Source organism: Streptococcus suis (assembly GCF_002960625.1).
GTDB classification, from domain to species: domain Bacteria; phylum Bacillota; class Bacilli; order Lactobacillales; family Streptococcaceae; genus Streptococcus; species Streptococcus suis_T.
This window is the reverse complement of sequence record NZ_POJH01000034.1, coordinates 37,854-53,958: the sequence shown is the minus strand read 5'-3', so window position 1 is coordinate 53,958 and position 16,105 is coordinate 37,854. Positions and strand designations below refer to the sequence as shown.

The following is a 16,105-nucleotide window of genomic DNA, read 5'->3' as shown; positions in this document are numbered from 1 at the left end:
GCTTTTTTGATTATAAACCGTAAAGATAATCATCGTCCTGCATAGCTTCCACTTCACCAAGAAGATAGCCGTTACCGACTTGGGAGAAGAAGTCGTGGTTAGATGTACCGGTTGAGATACCGTTCATGATGATTGGGTTGACATCATCTGCTGAATCTGGGAAGAGTGGATCTTGTCCCAAGTTCATGAGGGCCTTGTTGGCGTTGTAACGAAGGAAGGTCAATACTTCCTCGGTCCAGCCGACTGCGTCATAAAGAGAGCGTGTGTAACCTTCTTCATTTTCGTAAAGTTGGTAGAGAAGGTCGTACATCCAGTCGCGGAGTTTATCTTGTTCTTCCTCGGACAATTCATTGAAACCAAGCTGGAACTTGTAACCGATGTAGGTACCGTGCACAGACTCGTCGCGGATGATCAGCTTGATGATTTCAGCAACGTTGGCCAGCTTGTTGTTACCAAGGTAGTAGAGTGGTGTAAAGAAACCAGAGTAGAAGAGGAAGGTTTCTAGGAATACGCTGGCAACTTTCTTCTCAAGAGGTGTACCTGTTTCGTAGATTTCGTTGATAATCTTTGCCTTGCGTTGCAAGTATTCGTTGCTGTTGGTCCATTCAAAGATGTCTTCAATCTCAGACTTGGTGTTCAAGGTTGAGAAGATAGAAGAGTAAGATTTGGCGTGAACAGACTCCATGAATTGAATGTTGTTGTAAACAGCTTCTTCATGCGGTGTACGAATATCATTGCGAAGAGCTTGGACACCTGTTTCAGATTGAAGGGTATCCAAGAGGGTTAGTCCACCGAAGACCTTACCAACCAGGTCTTTTTCTTCAACAGTAAGTTTCCGCCAGTCATCCAAGTCGTTTGATAAAGGAATACGTGTATCGAGCCAGAATTGCTCGGTCAACTTTTCCCAAGTTGACTTGTCGATTACGTCCTCAATGGCGTTCCAGTTTATGGCTTTGTAGTAGGTTGTCAAGTAATTTCACCTCTTTCTATAAATGGTTTGATACAAAAAAGATAAATAATGTTTGATGCTAAATTACACCCTCCATAGTGTATTGCAAGTATAGCATATACATCGAATGTTGAGATATGATTAGAAGCTAATGTTTCTGCAACGTTATCTGTCAAAATATAGAAAATACCTAAGCAAGCTAGAATTATTAGTGTAAACATTGTAGAAGTAAATAGAACATTAAGAAATTCAATCAGCTTTTTTTGAGTTTCATTGAACAGTTTAGAAACCTTCTGAAGTAGGAATGAAATCAAAAAGGTGACAATGATAGTGATAACGAATTCAATCGAAAATTTTTGTTCAAAAATACTATTAAATGTTTCGAAATAGAAATACACTATTCTAATTGAGGTATTATCGTATGTTGATGCAAATTGTGTTAGTAAATAAGTGAGTATGTATGGAAAAAAGATATATTTGTATAGGTATCTATAATTTTGTAAAGAGGCATTTTTTATTACTAAGTAGCATATTAAGTATAAAAAATATATTATTAGGGTTGGAATAATTATAATAGAGAATAAAATATAGATGATTGCAAGAAGGATTTTTTTATATCCACTCTTACTATTAATAAAACCATAAAAACTAGAATGTATTTGTCTCATTTCTTGATAGACTTGGCGGATTTTTTGATACACCAGTCCATATGGAATTATTAATAACGTTGTAAGGGCAATTATTATAAAAAATATTTTCATCAAATCACACAACTTTCACATTGGTTTGCGCCGACTTCTTCTCCGTCATCGGTAAAGGTACGGATGTAGTAGATAGACTTGATACCTTTGTTGAAGGCATAGTTACGAAGGATAGAGAGGTCACGTGTGGTTTGCTTATTCTCTTTCTTCCATTCATAAAGAGCTTTAGGTAGTTCACTGCGAAGGAAAAGAGTGAGGGATAAACCTTGGTCAACGTGCTCTGTTGCAGCAGCGTAGACATCAATGACCTTACGCATATCCATATCGTAGGCAGACTTGTAGAATGGTATGGTTTCTGTTGCCAAGCCAGCTGCTGGATAGTAGATTTTACCGATTTTCTTTTCTTGACGTTCTTCAATCCGTTGTGTGATTGGGTGAATAGAAGCAGAAACGTCGTTGATGTAGCTGATAGAACCGTTTGGAGCAACAGCTAGGCGGTTTTGGTGGTAAAGACCATCTGCCATGACTTTCTCACGTAGTTCAGCCCAGTCTTGCACGCTTGGAATGAAAATGCCTTCAAATAGTTCTTTAACACGGTCAGATTGTGGTTGGTAATCACCAGTCACGTATTTATCGAAATAAGTGCCGTCTGCGTATTTTGATTTGTCAAAATTATGGAAGGTTGCCTTGCGTTCGCGGGCAATGTTATTTGATTCTACCAAGGTCCAGTAGTTGAGGAGCATGAAGTAGATGTTGGTAAATTCTACGGCAGTTTTTGAACCGTAATCAATCAAGTTCTGAGCCAAGTAAGAATGAAGTCCCATAGCTCCAAGACCGATTGAATGCGCCTGACTGTTTCCTGCTTCAATAGATGGTACAGCTGAAATGTGTGAATGATCTGTGACATAAGTCAAAGCGCGTGTCATTGTACGAACAGAACGTCCAAAATCAGGTGACTTCATTAAGTTAACGATATTAGTTGAGCCGAGGTTGCATGAAACGTCAGTACCCATGGTCAAATATTCTTGAGAATCGTTTAGAACACTTGGTGTTTGGACCTGAAGGATTTCCGAACAAAGGTTGGACATGATAATCTTGCCGTCAACAGGATTGCTGCGGTTGGCAGTGTCGATGTTGATGACGTAAGGATAACCAGACTCTTGTTGGAGTTTGGAAATCTCTGTTTCCAAGTCACGTGCCTTGATTTTTGTCTTGCGAATGCGTGGGTTTGCTACCAACTCGTCGTATTTTTCAGTAATATCAAGGTAGCTGTAAGGCACACCGTATTCCAACTCAACTGAGTAAGGGCTGAAGAGGTACATGTCTTCATTTTTACGTGCCAATTCATAGAATTTATCAGGAACAGTGATTCCAAGTGACAAGGTCTTCACACGCACTTTCTCGTCAGCATTTTCTTTCTTAGTTGAAAGGAAGGCGATAATGTCTGGGTGGAAGACATCTAGGTAAACAACCCCAGCCCCTTGGCGTTGGCCAAGTTGGTTAGAGTAGGAGAAGCTGTCCTCGAAAAGTTTCATGACAGGAACGACACCAGAAGCAGCTCCCTCGTAGCCCTTGATTGGAGCCCCTGCCTCACGCAAGTTGCTGAGAGAGATACCAACCCCACCACCGATACGGGATAATTGCAGAGCAGAGTTGATGGAACGTCCGATGGAGTTCATATCGTCTGTGACTTGGATGAGGAAACAGGATACCAACTCACCACGACGGGCACGACCTGCGTTGAGGAAAGAAGGAGTAGCAGGCTGGTAACGCAAATGAATCATTTCGTTAGCCAAGTTCAAGGCTAACTCTTCATTTCCTTCTGCAAAATACAAGGCGTTGAAGAGAACACGGTCTTCCATGCTCTCCAAATAGTAGGCACCGTCGTTTGTTTTAAGGGCATACTGATTGTAGAACTTGTAGGCAGCCATGAAGGACTTGAAGCGGAAGTTTTGGTCTTTCAAGAATTGATCAATTTTGATGATAAATTCTGGACTGTATTGATCCAAAAATTCTTTCTCAAGATAGTTTTCTTCTAATAAGAAAGCAATCTTGTCCAAAATGGAATCAAATTGTTTGGTATTTGGGATAACATTTTCTTTGAAGAAGGCCTTAACAGCTTCTTGGTCCTTATGGAGAGGAATTTGTCCATTGACTGGACGGTTGATTTCGTTATTTAAACGGAAGTAGGACACATCGCCTAATTCTTTCAAACTCATAATCGCGATCTCTTTCTATACTAGGGGTAACTTGGTATAGTTTATACCAAGGCTTTCAATTTTGTTGGTTGGAAACCAGAGAAAACTTCATTTTCAGTTTCAATAACTGGCGCTGCTGAGAAACCAAGGTTTTTAACATGTTCGATAAATTCAGGTTGCTCGTCTAGGTTGATTTCTTTGTAGGCTACATTGTGCTCGTCAAGAAATTTTTTACTCATTTTACATTGAACACAATTATTTTTTGAATAGATGGTAACCATTCAATTTCTCCTTTATAAACTAAATATACCAGTCTAGCATACAAGATTTTGGGGTCAAAGTCAAGAAGGAAGTCTATAACTATCACAAAATATAGTACGGCAAAAACCGAACAAACACTACATCTTGTGTAAGTACTGGAAATCCTTTGAGACCAAGTTTTCAAGGTGTTTTCAGCATGATTGACCTCAAATAAAAAACAGTTTTACTGAAAGAAACGCAAAAAATTCTTGAAAATGATTTCAAAAAATGATATAATGCTGTTTGTAAGGGTTATCAAAAGTAACTCAAAATTTTGTAAAAATAAAGGAGAATCCAACTATGGCTTCAAAAGACTTCCACATCGTGGCAGAAACAGGTATCCACGCACGTCCAGCAACTTTGCTTGTTCAAACTGCTAGCAAATTCGCTTCAGACATCACGTTGAACTACAAAGAAAAATCAGTTAACCTTAAATCTATCATGGGTGTTATGAGTCTTGGTGTTGGTCAAGGCGCTGACGTAACAATCTCTGCTGAAGGTGCTGATGCTGACGATGCAATCGCAGCTATCACTGAAACAATGGAAAAAGAAGGATTGGCGTAAGAAGATGACAGAAATGCTTAAAGGAATTGCAGCATCTGATGGTGTTGCCGTTGCTAAGGCATATCTACTCGTTCAACCAGATTTGTCCTTCGAAACTGTTACAGTTGAAGATACAAATGCAGAAGAGGCTCGTTTGGATGCTGCTCTTGCAGCCTCTCAAAACGAGCTTTCTGTTATTCGTGAGAACGCAGTAGCTAGCCTTGGTGAAGAAGCCGCAGCTGTATTTGATGCACACTTGATGGTTCTTGCCGACCCAGAAATGATTGGTCAGATTAAGGAAACCATCCGTGCTAAGAAAACAAATGCTGAAACAGGTTTGAAAGAAGTAACGGATATGTTCATCGCTATCTTTGAAGGTATGGAAGATAACCCATACATGCAAGAGCGTGCAGCAGATATCCGCGACGTTGCCAAACGTGTCTTAGCTCACTTGCTTGGTGTTCGTTTGCCAAACCCAGCGACAATCGATGAAGAGTCTATCGTTATCGCACACGACTTGACACCTTCAGATACAGCCCAGTTGAACAAGCAATTTGTAAAAGCTTTTGTAACCAACATCGGCGGACGTACAAGCCATTCTGCTATCATGGCTCGTACACTTGAGATTGCTGCTGTATTAGGTACAAATAACATTACAGAAATCGTTAAAGATGGTGATGTCCTCGCTGTTAACGGTATCACAGGTGAAGTTGTTATCAACCCATCTGAAGAAGTGATTGCAACATTTAAAGCGGCTGGTGAAGCCTATGCTAAACAAAAAGCTGAGTGGGCACTCTTGAAAGATGCTCAAACAGTGACAGCTGACGGCAAACACTTTGAATTGGCAGCTAACATCGGTACACCAAAAGACGTTGAAGGTGTAAACGATAATGGTGCTGAAGCAGTTGGTCTTTACCGTACAGAATTCTTGTACATGGACTCACAAGACTTCCCAACAGAAGATGAGCAATACGAAGCTTATAAGGCTGTTCTTGAAGGTATGAATGGTAAGCCAGTTGTGGTTCGTACAATGGATATTGGTGGTGATAAGGAGCTTCCTTACTTCGACCTTCCACACGAAATGAACCCATTCCTTGGTTTCCGTGCCCTTCGTATCTCTATCTCTGAGACTGGTAACCAAATGTTCCGTACGCAGTTGCGTGCCCTTCTTCGTTCATCAGTACATGGTAAACTTCGTATCATGTTCCCGATGGTTGCCTTGTTGACAGAATTCCGTGCAGCAAAAGCAATCCTTGAAGAAGAAAAAGCGAACTTGTTGGCTGAAGGTGTTGCAGTTGCAGATGATATCCAAGTGGGTATCATGATTGAAATCCCTGCAGCAGCAATGATCGCTGACCAATTTGCTAAAGAAGTTGACTTCTTCTCAATTGGTACAAACGACCTTATCCAGTACACAATGGCAGCAGACCGTATGAACGAACAAGTTTCATACCTCTACCAACCTTACAACCCATCTATTCTTCGCTTGATCAACAACGTTATCAAGGCTGCACACGCAGAAGGCAAATGGGCTGGCATGTGTGGTGAGATGGCTGGTGACCAACAAGCTGTTCCACTTCTTGTCGGAATGGGCTTGGATGAGTTCTCTATGAGCGCAACATCTGTACTTCGTACACGTAGCCTCATGAAGACACTTGACACAGCTAAGATGGAAGAATATGCTCACCGTGCCTTGACAGAATGTGCAACGGCTGAAGAAGTTCTTGAACTCCAAAAAGAGTATGTTGATTTCAACTAATAGATAAAATGGAAAAACAAGGCTAGAAATATCCTTGTTTTTTCTATAACAAAAATAGACTTGCCCCGGCAAGTCTATTTTAGTCTTTAGTTCTTCTGATAAAACTTATTGTGCTGATAGATAGGATCAAAGGTTAAATTGATGCCTAATTTACGAAGGACGCTCTTGTCTTCGTCAGATAGGATAACTGTCGAGTGGGCTTCGCTACCGTTTAATTTGCCCAATTCTTTCATAGCTTGTGTAGCAAGAGGGCTATCTTGTGCAGTGATGGCAAGGGCGTTTAGGATTTCACTGGCATCCAAACGAGTATTGTTTTTATCCAGATAATCTGCCTTCAATTCTTGAATTGGGCGGATGTAGTTTGGTTCGATGAGAAGTGTTTCATCATCGATGTTAGCAATTTGCTTGATGGCATTGAGAAGGGCTGTTGCAGTTGGTTTGAGGAGGTCAGAGGTCTTACCTGTGACAATCTCACCATTTGGCAACTGAATAGCAAGGGCAGGGCTGGAAGTCAGCTCTGCTTTTTCGCGCGCAGCGACAACAACCTTACGGTCAGCAGGTGTCACGCCGACCTCGTTCATAAGGAGCTCAATCTTTTTAACTGCTTGCTCGCTCACCCGCTCCGCTTTGAAATCAACGAGTGTCTGATAGTAGCGGCGGATGATTTCCTGCTTGGAAGCCTCGATAGCAGCTTCTTCATCCACGATGGAATAGCCCACCATGTTGACCCCCATGTCAGTTGGTGAAGCATAGGGGGATTTACTCAAAATGCGTTCAAAGGTACGGTTGAGGACAGGGAAGACCTCGATGTCACGGTTGTAGTTGACCGCAGTTTTTCCATAAGTTTGAAGGTGGAAGGGGTCAATCATGTTGAGGTCGTCCAGGTCTGCGGTAGCTGCTTCATAAGCCAAGTTTACTGGGTGGTGGAGTGGCAAGTTCCAAACTGGGAAGGTTTCAAACTTGGCATAGCCAGAAGTTACCCCATTTAACTGGTCATGGTAGAGCTGGGAGATACAGGTCGCCAATTTACCTGAACCAGGTCCAGGTGCTGTGACGACAACCAGATTGCGACTGGTTTCAATGTAGTCGTTTTTACCCATACCTTCAGGTGAAATGATGTGGTCAATATCAGAAGGATAGCCCTTGATTGGGTAGTGGAGATAGGATTTGATGCCGTGTTTTTCCAACTGCTTGCGGAAGGCATCTGCTGCTGGTTGATTGCGGTACTGGGTAATGACCACAGAACCAACATAAATATCAATATCATTAAATGTATCAATCAAGCGGAAGACTTCTTGGTCGTAAGAAATGCCTAGGTCGCCGCGTGCCTTAGAATGTTCGATATTGCTGGCATTGATGGCGATGACAATCTCTACTTGGTCTTTTAACTCTTGGAGGAGTTTGATTTTATTATCTGGTTCATAGCCAGGTAAAACACGGGCTGCGTGGAAATCTTCCAACATTTTTCCACCAAATTCCATATAGAGCTTGCCTTCAAATTGGGCAATACGCTCTAAAATGTGATCACGTTGCAAATTCAAGTATTTAGTTGAATCAAATGCGATTTTTTTCATCCAATAAGTCCTCCGATGATGTACTAAACTTCGGGAAAAACAAAAAATAGCTCCCTAAAACTAGGGAGCCTTTTCTCCGACCTCTCAAAAGAGGTGCCCGAACAATACTATAACAAACTGTGCTTATCTTGTCAAGAAAAAGCCAGATAGAATAAAAATTAAATAATCGTTTAAAAAATATTTAATTTTTATAAAATTAAGTATTGACTTTATTAAAATAAATTGTAAAATAACATTAAGCAAATGTTTAATATCTGTTTAAGGAGATGTTTATGAAAAAACTAGTCAACAATAAATTATTTCTATCCAGCTTTGTAGCAGATTTGATTTCCAACTTTGGTGACACACTTTACTATCTAGCCCTGATGAACTATGTCTTGCTACTTCCAGATACCAAGTTTGCCTTGGCTATGATTACCGCATCTGAAACCTTGCCGATTTTGGCTGGCCTCTTTATCGGGATTTGGGCAGACAAGACCAGAAACAAATTGGATACCATTCTTGCAACCCTGCTGGTTCGTGTCGTTCTCTATGCCTTTGTTGGCTTCTTGATGGGATTTGTACCAGCCCTCTGGGTTGTAGCGGTGGTCTGCGTCATCAATTTCCTATCAGATTTGGCTGGTCAATACGAAAATGGCCTTTATATACCAGTCAGCTTGCGGGTTGTGGCAGCGGAAGACCGCGAAAGCGCAATGGCCTTCAAGATGACAGTGAGATCACTTCTGCAAATCGCCTTCCAAGCTAGCGGTGCCATTCTCATCGGCTTTATGTCTTACCAGAATCTCGCCTTCTTCAATGCAGGAACCTTCTTGGTCAGTCTTGCCATCATGGCAACCCTCCGTCCAGCTCTTGCCAAGCTACTGAAGGAAAATCCTATCCAGCAAGCTGAGCAAGTGGAAACTGAAGCTGGTATTGTCAAAGGAATTGGACAGAGTATCAAAGATTCCTACCAAGCCGTGCAGAATATTCCTGTTCTCAAAGCGTCAATTATTACTATTGCCAGCCTGAATGCCATTTTTACCGCACTTTCACCATTAGTTATTCTAAATATGAAGGAGTTCTCAGACTTTGTGATTGTCAATGCAGGAACAACCGTTGCTTTGGTTTCTATTCTCTTCTCAGTCGGTAGCATTTTGGGCTCTAGTCTGGGTATGGCATTCTTTAAAAATGTCAGTCTAATAAACCTCCTCAAGTTCTCTACATTGATGCCTGTTTTACTTTTCTCAGGTTTCTTTCTTCACAACATCTATGTGGTACTTGCAGTGATCTTTGTAACGGCAGTTACTTTGGGAATTTTCAATCCAAAAATGAGTGCTCTGGTTATGAATGAATTGCCAGAAGATAAATTGGCGACAGTTGGTAGTGGGATTGATTCTTTCTGTCAAATCGGTATGGTAGGTGGTCAAGCCTTGGTTGCCCTTATGGTGACGGTGCTTTCTGCGACAAATATTTCCCTCATCTTCCTCTTGCTTTCTGTGGGACTAGTAAGCTATACTATTCTTACAGGTCGTAAATCAAATAACCAAGTAGTTCAAGCTTAGAAAGTATGCGTATGAAATTAGATTACCGAGATTATAGAAGCGAAATTGTTGAAAAATTCTTTATTCCTTTAATTGTTAGAGAACGTGAGGAACCGATTGAGGCGGATTTTTCACAGAAAGAAAAAGACATTCTCAAAGATGCCTTGGACATTCGTGATGAGATGGAAGAAAAGTTGGCAGATTTTCGTCAGGAAGTCAATCAAGTCTTTGTCTGGGGGCATATTTTTAACATTTTACATAGTCTTTATTTCTATCTCTTGAATGATGGGCAGGATCCAAAGACAGTTGAGGAAGCTTGTCAATTGATTTTAAAGCTATCTCAAGAAGAAATAGAAGATGCCATGCGAACCATGTTGGCGTCTGAAAATGACGGACATCGTGAGAAGACCCTCAGCCTCATGGAACTTTTGGAAAAAACGGATAAAAAGCCGGCAGATAAGTGGTACTGGTCACTAGCTATTCGCAATCCTTTAGAAACAGTTCAGCGGTCTGTCCATCTCCTGAACAAGCTGCTCCCAATCTATCAGCCTTACTTTGAAGGGGCAAGAGCAGAGCGGGAAGAATTTGCTAGAGATTTTGACATTGAAAAACTCTACAGAGAATCCAAGCAGTTAGCCATGACCAGCTTAGATACTCTGGGTGTTGAAAATGCTCAATTCTTCGTTCTCAGTCCCTGGAATTATTGGTTTGCTTATTATGGCAATGAACAATTTGACCATATGAAAGTCGCTCTTTTAGCATCCTGTCGAATTGATCAGATGATGCTCTCAAATGACGAGCTGGATCTGGATGATTTGACAAGGGCTCTTAAAGTCATCAGCGATAGCACGCGTTATCAGGTTTTGGTTGAGTTGACCAAGCCCCATGCCAAGAGCAAGGATATTGCAGAGCGGCTCAATATTACAGGGGCTGCCGTATCCTTCCACACCCAAAAGCTGATTAACGGCGACCTGCTTCTTTTCAATACAAAAGATAGTGATGTCAAATACAGTGTCAATCGTGACCTGCTCCAACAGGTGATTGATAAGTTGAAAGAGGATTTTGATTTGTAAAAAAACCTTGTAAGTTTAGTCTTACAAGGTTCTTTTGTGCTTAATGATTAACCGACTGAGCAGTTGGCAAGTGATGATGGTGATAAAGAAGACCAGCCAGCCTTGCTGTATTATAGTCAGGGAATGAGTTTCTAGGAAGAAAAAGCTGACTTCGACTGGGATAACATGGATAAAATAATAGTAACTAGCATATTCCTTTAGAAATTGGAATTTTTTCTGGCGGAAGAGGTCGGTGGTTAGGGTCCAAGCGACTAGATAGGCTGTGAATGGAATCAGGCTAAATAGAAAGTTCTTGTCGTAGCCCTGATTGAGATAGATGATTGTAGCCTCAAAAGTTAAAAGAGCTATGCAGACAAGTAGTTTGGTTTTTTGTCGGTATTGGAAAATGGGTTGATTGAGTTTGTCGGCTAGATAAAAGCCTGTCAGGACAAAAATCGGTGCGTAGAAGAGGCCATTGCGGCTGGTGAAAAAGAAGGTTTTGTAGCTGTCAAATGCGGTTAGTAAAGCCGATTCTGCCAGGTAGGAGGAGTAGGTTTCAACTGAGCCTAGGAGATAGAGGAGGCAGGCTAGACATGCTGTGATGCGCCAGCCACATTTCCTTAAAGAATAGTGGACGAGGACAAGACCTAGCAGGAAGGCGGGCATGTACCAGAGTTGGTAGCTGGTGCCGGTGTAGGTCAGGCCGACTAGGAGGGCGAGGGGGTAGTAGAGTAGGGGGATTTCTTGGAGGTTTAGGTAGAAGAGGTAGAAGGGTAGGTAGAGGACGGACCAGGTCAGGTACTGCTTGCTGTAGCGGATCAGGTATTGTTTGGAGAGGCTGGGGTAGTTGCGTCGGAGGAAGAAGCTGGCGGTGACCATGAAGTAGGGAACGACCATGCGACTAAAGATGGATTTTTGGATGAAGTGGAGCTGGTCTGCTTCAAATAACCTGCGGCAATGGAGGGCGATAACGAGAATGGCTCCGATGAACTGGATGAGGGAGAGCAGTGATGTATTGAGTGGTTTTGGTTTGTTTTGCATGTTAACTCCCTTCTTTTTTCTTCCATTTTATCGAAAAAGGATGGATATGTAAATGTTTGCAAAAAGATGAAGAGGGCTATTTGTTGAATGTTCAGTTTCAGAGGGAAGTCCTGTGGGAAATGTGGTATAATATTAGTATGAAGTGAATTTGAAACTTCTATTTTGTAAGGATTACTCTTTAGAAAGGAGTTAGATGATGAAAGATTTACATAAAAAACTTTTGGCGGATTTTGGGATTGATTTTTCGGATTTGAATTTGTTGGAAACGGCTTTTACCCATACTTCTTATGCCAATGAGCATCGCCTTCTAAAAATTTCACATAATGAACGCTTGGAATTTTTAGGAGACGCTGTTCTCCAATTGATGATTTCCAAGTACCTCTATAAAAAATATCCGGATAGACCGGAAGGGGAGATGTCCAAGTTGCGTTCGACCTTTGTTCGTGAGGAGTCCTTGGCTGGTTTTTCACGTGCCTGTGGCTTTGATAGCTTCCTTCGTCTTGGTAGAGGAGAAGAGAAGTCTGGGGGGCGCAATCGTGATACCATTTTGGGAGATGCTTTCGAGGCTTTCTTAGGAGCTCTGCTATTGGACAAGGGAGAAAAGACCGTGGAGGACTTTATCCATAAGGTCATGATTCCTCGTCTGGAAGAGGGGAATTTTGAGCGCGTAACTGACTACAAGACTGCCTTACAGGAAATCCTGCAGGTAAATGGGGAGATTGCAATTTCTTATCAGGTGGTGGCTGAATCAGGTCCTGCCCACGATAAGACCTTCGAAGTCGAGGTATCTGCAGACCAGCGTGTGATTGGTCGTGGTCGTGGTCGTTCCAAAAAGTTAGCTGAACAAGCCGCCGCAGAAAATGCTGTGGAGGCTAGAGGATAGGTATGTATCTTAAATCGATTGAAATGCAGGGCTTCAAGTCCTTCGCAGATAAGACTAAGGTAGTCTTTGACCGTGGGGTGACAGCCGTTGTAGGACCGAATGGTTCGGGCAAGTCCAATATTACAGAAAGTCTGCGCTGGGCCTTGGGAGAGTCGTCTGCCAAAAGCCTTCGTGGAGGCAAGATGCCAGATGTTATCTTTGCGGGGACTGAAAGCCGTAAGCCTCTTAATTATGCTTCCGTTGTCGTAACCTTGGATAATAGCACAGGTTTTATTGCTAATAAGAATAAAGAAATCAAGGTAGAACGCCATATTTATCGGTCTGGCGATAGCGAATACTTGATAGATGGTCAGAAGGTTCGTCTGCGGGATATTCACGATCTCTTCATGGATACTGGTTTGGGGCGTGATTCCTTTTCTATCATCTCGCAAGGACGGGTTGAGGCTATTTTTAATTCCAAGCCAGAAGAACGCAGAGCCATATTCGAAGAGGCAGCAGGGGTCTTAAAATACAAGACCCGTAAGAAAGAAACGGAGAGCAAGCTAGCACAGGCTCAAGGAAATTTGGACCGTTTAGAAGATATTATCTATGAATTGGACAATCAGGTTAAACCCTTGGAGAAACAGGCGCTAACGGCTAAACAATTCTTGGAACTAGATGGACAGCGTAAGGAGCTGTATCTGGATGTTTTGGTTGCTCAGTTGACAAAGGGTAAAGAAGCTTTGACTGCCAAGGAAATCGAACTTGAAGTAGTTAAGTCAGAATTAGCAAGCTACTACCAACAGCGTTCGGAGCTGGAGCAAGAAAACCAGTCCTTAAAAGAAAAACGCCATCGCTTATCCGAGCAATTGGAGCGTGAACAGGCAGTTTTGTTGGATTTGACCAAGTTGATCAGTGACTTGGAACGAAAAATTGACCTTCATAAGTTAGAAAGCAGTCAGAATGAATCCAGTCGACAAGAAGCTCAGTCGCGTTTAGAAACCCTGGTTGCGAAACGAGGACAACTGGAAGAGGAAATTGTTCTCAAGCAGGAAAATCAGGAAAGGTTGGGAGCTTCCTTGTCCAAATTGAAAAAGGAAATTGCTTCGGTTGATAAGGAGATTTCCTACTTCTCTGAAGATCCGGATCAGGTATTGGATCACCTGCGTGAGCAGTATGTTACCCTCATGCAGGAAGAGGCTGAAGCATCAAACCGCTTGACCAAGATTCAGCAGGATATTGCCAATCAAATCAGCTTATCAGAAAGCAAGTCTGCTGACCTAGCACGTTTACAGACAGAAAAACAGACAGCTCAAGAAGAATTGGCTAAGAGCCAGGAAGCCGCAGAACAGGCTGACCAAGTCTTGCGGGGCTTATTAACAGCCTATCAGACCAAGAAAGAAGAGCTTGAACAGGCTCAGGTTGCCTATCAAGCTGAACAAGGTCGCTTGTTTGATTTACTGGATCAATTGAAGGGCAAGCAGGCTCGCCAGTCAAGTTTGGAGGCTATCTTAAAAAATCACTCTAATTTCTACGCAGGGGTCAAGGCTGTCTTGCAGGCTTCGTCTAGTCTGGGTGGCATCATCGGGGCAGTCAGTGAGCAATTGACTTTCGATACTCGTTACCAGACAGCTTTGGAAATTGCTCTTGGAGGGGCTAGCCAAAACGTCATCGTTGAAGATGAGGCGACTGCCAAGCGAGCGATTGCTTTCTTGAAGGAAAAACGTCAAGGTCGGGCGACCTTCTTACCTTTGACCACTATCAAGCCTCGTCAATTGTCCAGTCAGCAACTTGCCCTACTTCAAACCTCAGATGGTTTCTTGGGGCTGGCCAGTGACCTCGTGACCTATCAACCAAATCTAGATGCTATTTTCCAAAATTTGCTAGGCACTATTGCGATTTTTGATAGCATCGACCATGCCAACCAGGCGGCGCGTGCGACCAAGTTTCAGGTCCGTATGGTGACTATGGATGGTGCAGAAATCCGTCCTGGAGGCGCCTTTGCGGGTGGTAGCAATCGGAATAATAGCACGACCTTTATCAAGCCTGAACTGGATGCTCTTTTGGGAGAAATAGCAGAGCTGTCTAGTCAGTTGCAGGAGCAAGAAAGCTTGGTGGCGACCAAGAAAACAAGCCTAGAGAAGATCAGACAAGGTTTGGAAGCTATAAAATCGGAGGGTGAAGAGGCTAGATTAAGTCAGCAGAGTGCCAGCATTCATCAGGAACAAGCAGAAAATCGTCTGGCCCAAGTGACAGCCCAGTACGACCTGCAAATGAGCCAAGTCAGTCCGAGCATTTTGACCGAGCTGGAAGAAGAAGCGACCAAGGAAGAAGTCAATCTTCAAGCCTTGACGGAGAAAAAACAAGCCTTGGACCAGCAAATCAATCAGGTGCGTGACAATCGTGATAGTATCCAAGAAAGTTTGCAAGCCTTGCAGACCCAGAAGGGTCAACTGACCTTGGAGCAGGCAGAAGTTTCTAGTCAGTTGCGCTTTGAACAGACAGACCTTGGTCGCTTACAGGAAGAAAAAATGACTACTGAAAAGGAAATCTCTATCCTGGAAGACCTGATTAAACAGAAAGTTGAGGCTTTAGAAGATACTAGTATTGAAGTTCTGGAAGAGCAACTACAGGCTGCGACTGATAAACAAAGCCAAACCAATCAGATTCAAATCCGCTTGAAATTTGAGTTGGAAGATATTGACGGTCAGTTTGAAGACTTGGAAGGTCGTTTGGACCAGGCTCGTTTGAAAAATGATGACCTCATTCGCAAACAAGCCAAGTTAGAAGCTGATTGTGAGCAGGTTGGAGATCGCCTACGGACCCTACTTGGTCATTTGACAGAGCATTTCAAATTGAGCTTTGAAGCGGCTCTGGACCAGGCAAACGAAGTAGAGAATTTGCCTCTTGCTGAACAAGCTTTGAAAGACTTGGAACGTTCTATTCGTGCTCTTGGTCCAGTCAATCTGGATGCTATTGAGCAGTATGATGAGGTCAATAACCGTCTGACCTTCCTCAATGAACAACGGACGGATATATTATCGGCGCGTGATTTGCTCTTGAATACCATTCATGAAATGGATGATGAAGTCAAGGAACGCTTTAAGGTCACCTTTGAAGCCATTCGCGAAAGCTTTAAGCAGACTTTCAGACAGATGTTTGGCGGTGGTTCTGCGGACTTGATATTGACGGAGCAGGATATTTTGACTGCGGGTGTGGAGATTTCAGTTCAGCCTCCGGGTAAGAAAATCCAATCGCTCAATCTTATGTCAGGTGGCGAAAAGGCCCTCTCAGCCCTCGCTCTGCTATTTTCCATTATCCGCGTCAAGACTATTCCTTTTGTCATCTTGGACGAGGTGGAGGCAGCCTTGGACGAGGCCAATGTCAAGCGTTTTGGGGACTACCTCAACCGTTTTGACAAGGACAGTCAGTTCATCGTCGTGACCCACCGGAAAGGAACTATGGCGGCGGCGGATGCCATGTATGGGGTGACCATGCAGGAATCTGGCGTGTCCAAGATTGTTTCGGTTAAACTGAAAGATGTGGAAAAATTATAGATGGGGTAGGTTTTATTAGCCTTCTTGTAGAAACCAGTAGGCAGATTTT

The 16,105-nt window shown here is 42.7% G+C and carries 11 protein-coding genes; 6 read left to right on the top strand and 5 right to left on the bottom strand.

All coding sequences use genetic code 11. The features are described 5' to 3' along the window. Positions 1-10: 10 nt before the first annotated feature. The 3 genes from nrdF to nrdH form a co-directional block, all read right to left on the bottom strand. Positions 11-970 (bottom strand): class 1b ribonucleoside-diphosphate reductase subunit beta, encoded by a 960-nt coding sequence (nrdF, locus tag C1G49_RS08465; protein ID WP_105125341.1) that lies wholly within the window; start codon positions 968-970, stop codon positions 11-13. 739 nt (positions 971-1,709) lie between these two features. Next, entirely contained in the window at positions 1,710-3,869 is a 2,160-nt protein-coding gene (nrdE, locus tag C1G49_RS08455; protein ID WP_105125339.1) for a class 1b ribonucleoside-diphosphate reductase subunit alpha, read from the bottom strand. A gap of 41 nt (positions 3,870-3,910) precedes the next feature. After that, positions 3,911-4,129, bottom strand: coding sequence for a glutaredoxin-like protein NrdH (gene nrdH / locus C1G49_RS08450; protein WP_105118015.1), 219 nt, complete (start codon positions 4,127-4,129; stop codon positions 3,911-3,913). A 319-nt stretch (positions 4,130-4,448) separates the two neighbouring features. On the opposite strand from nrdH, the gene C1G49_RS08445 reads away from it, so the two are divergent. Continuing rightward, entirely contained in the window at positions 4,449-4,712 is a 264-nt protein-coding gene (locus C1G49_RS08445) for a phosphocarrier protein HPr (protein WP_002936050.1), read from the top strand. A gap of 4 nt (positions 4,713-4,716) precedes the next feature. Then, positions 4,717-6,450, top strand: a complete 1,734-nt coding sequence (gene ptsP / locus C1G49_RS08440; protein WP_105125338.1) for a phosphoenolpyruvate--protein phosphotransferase — start codon at positions 4,717-4,719, stop codon at positions 6,448-6,450. An 86-nt stretch (positions 6,451-6,536) separates the two neighbouring features. On the opposite strand, the gene C1G49_RS08435 is transcribed toward ptsP, so the two are convergent. Continuing rightward, a complete protein-coding gene (locus C1G49_RS08435) occupies positions 6,537-8,024 on the bottom strand; it encodes a DUF1846 domain-containing protein (protein ID WP_105125337.1) in 1,488 nt (495 codons plus the stop codon). Positions 8,025-8,296: 272 nt separating this feature from the next. Between C1G49_RS08435 and C1G49_RS08430 the strand changes: the two genes are divergently transcribed. Beyond that, complete coding sequence (locus C1G49_RS08430; RefSeq protein WP_105125336.1) at positions 8,297-9,565, top strand: MFS transporter; 1,269 nt, start codon at positions 8,297-8,299, stop codon at positions 9,563-9,565. Positions 9,566-9,576: 11 nt separating this feature from the next. Then, positions 9,577-10,617 carry an ArsR/SmtB family transcription factor gene (locus tag C1G49_RS08425; RefSeq protein WP_105125335.1) on the top strand — a complete coding sequence of 347 codons (1,041 nt, stop codon included), beginning with the start codon at positions 9,577-9,579 and terminating at the stop codon, positions 10,615-10,617. Between the two features lie 21 nt (positions 10,618-10,638). On the opposite strand, the gene C1G49_RS08420 is transcribed toward C1G49_RS08425, so the two are convergent. Then, a complete protein-coding gene (locus C1G49_RS08420) occupies positions 10,639-11,637 on the bottom strand; it encodes an acyltransferase family protein (RefSeq protein WP_105125334.1) in 999 nt (332 codons plus the stop codon). A gap of 196 nt (positions 11,638-11,833) precedes the next feature. Here C1G49_RS08420 and rnc point away from each other — a divergent pair, with 196 nt between their 5' ends. Further along, complete coding sequence (gene rnc / locus C1G49_RS08415; protein ID WP_105125333.1) at positions 11,834-12,520, top strand: ribonuclease III; 687 nt, start codon at positions 11,834-11,836, stop codon at positions 12,518-12,520. 2 nt (positions 12,521-12,522) lie between these two features. Next, positions 12,523-16,056, top strand: coding sequence for a chromosome segregation protein SMC (smc, locus tag C1G49_RS08410; RefSeq protein WP_105125332.1), 3,534 nt, complete (start codon positions 12,523-12,525; stop codon positions 16,054-16,056). The last annotated feature ends 49 nt before the right edge of the window (positions 16,057-16,105 follow it).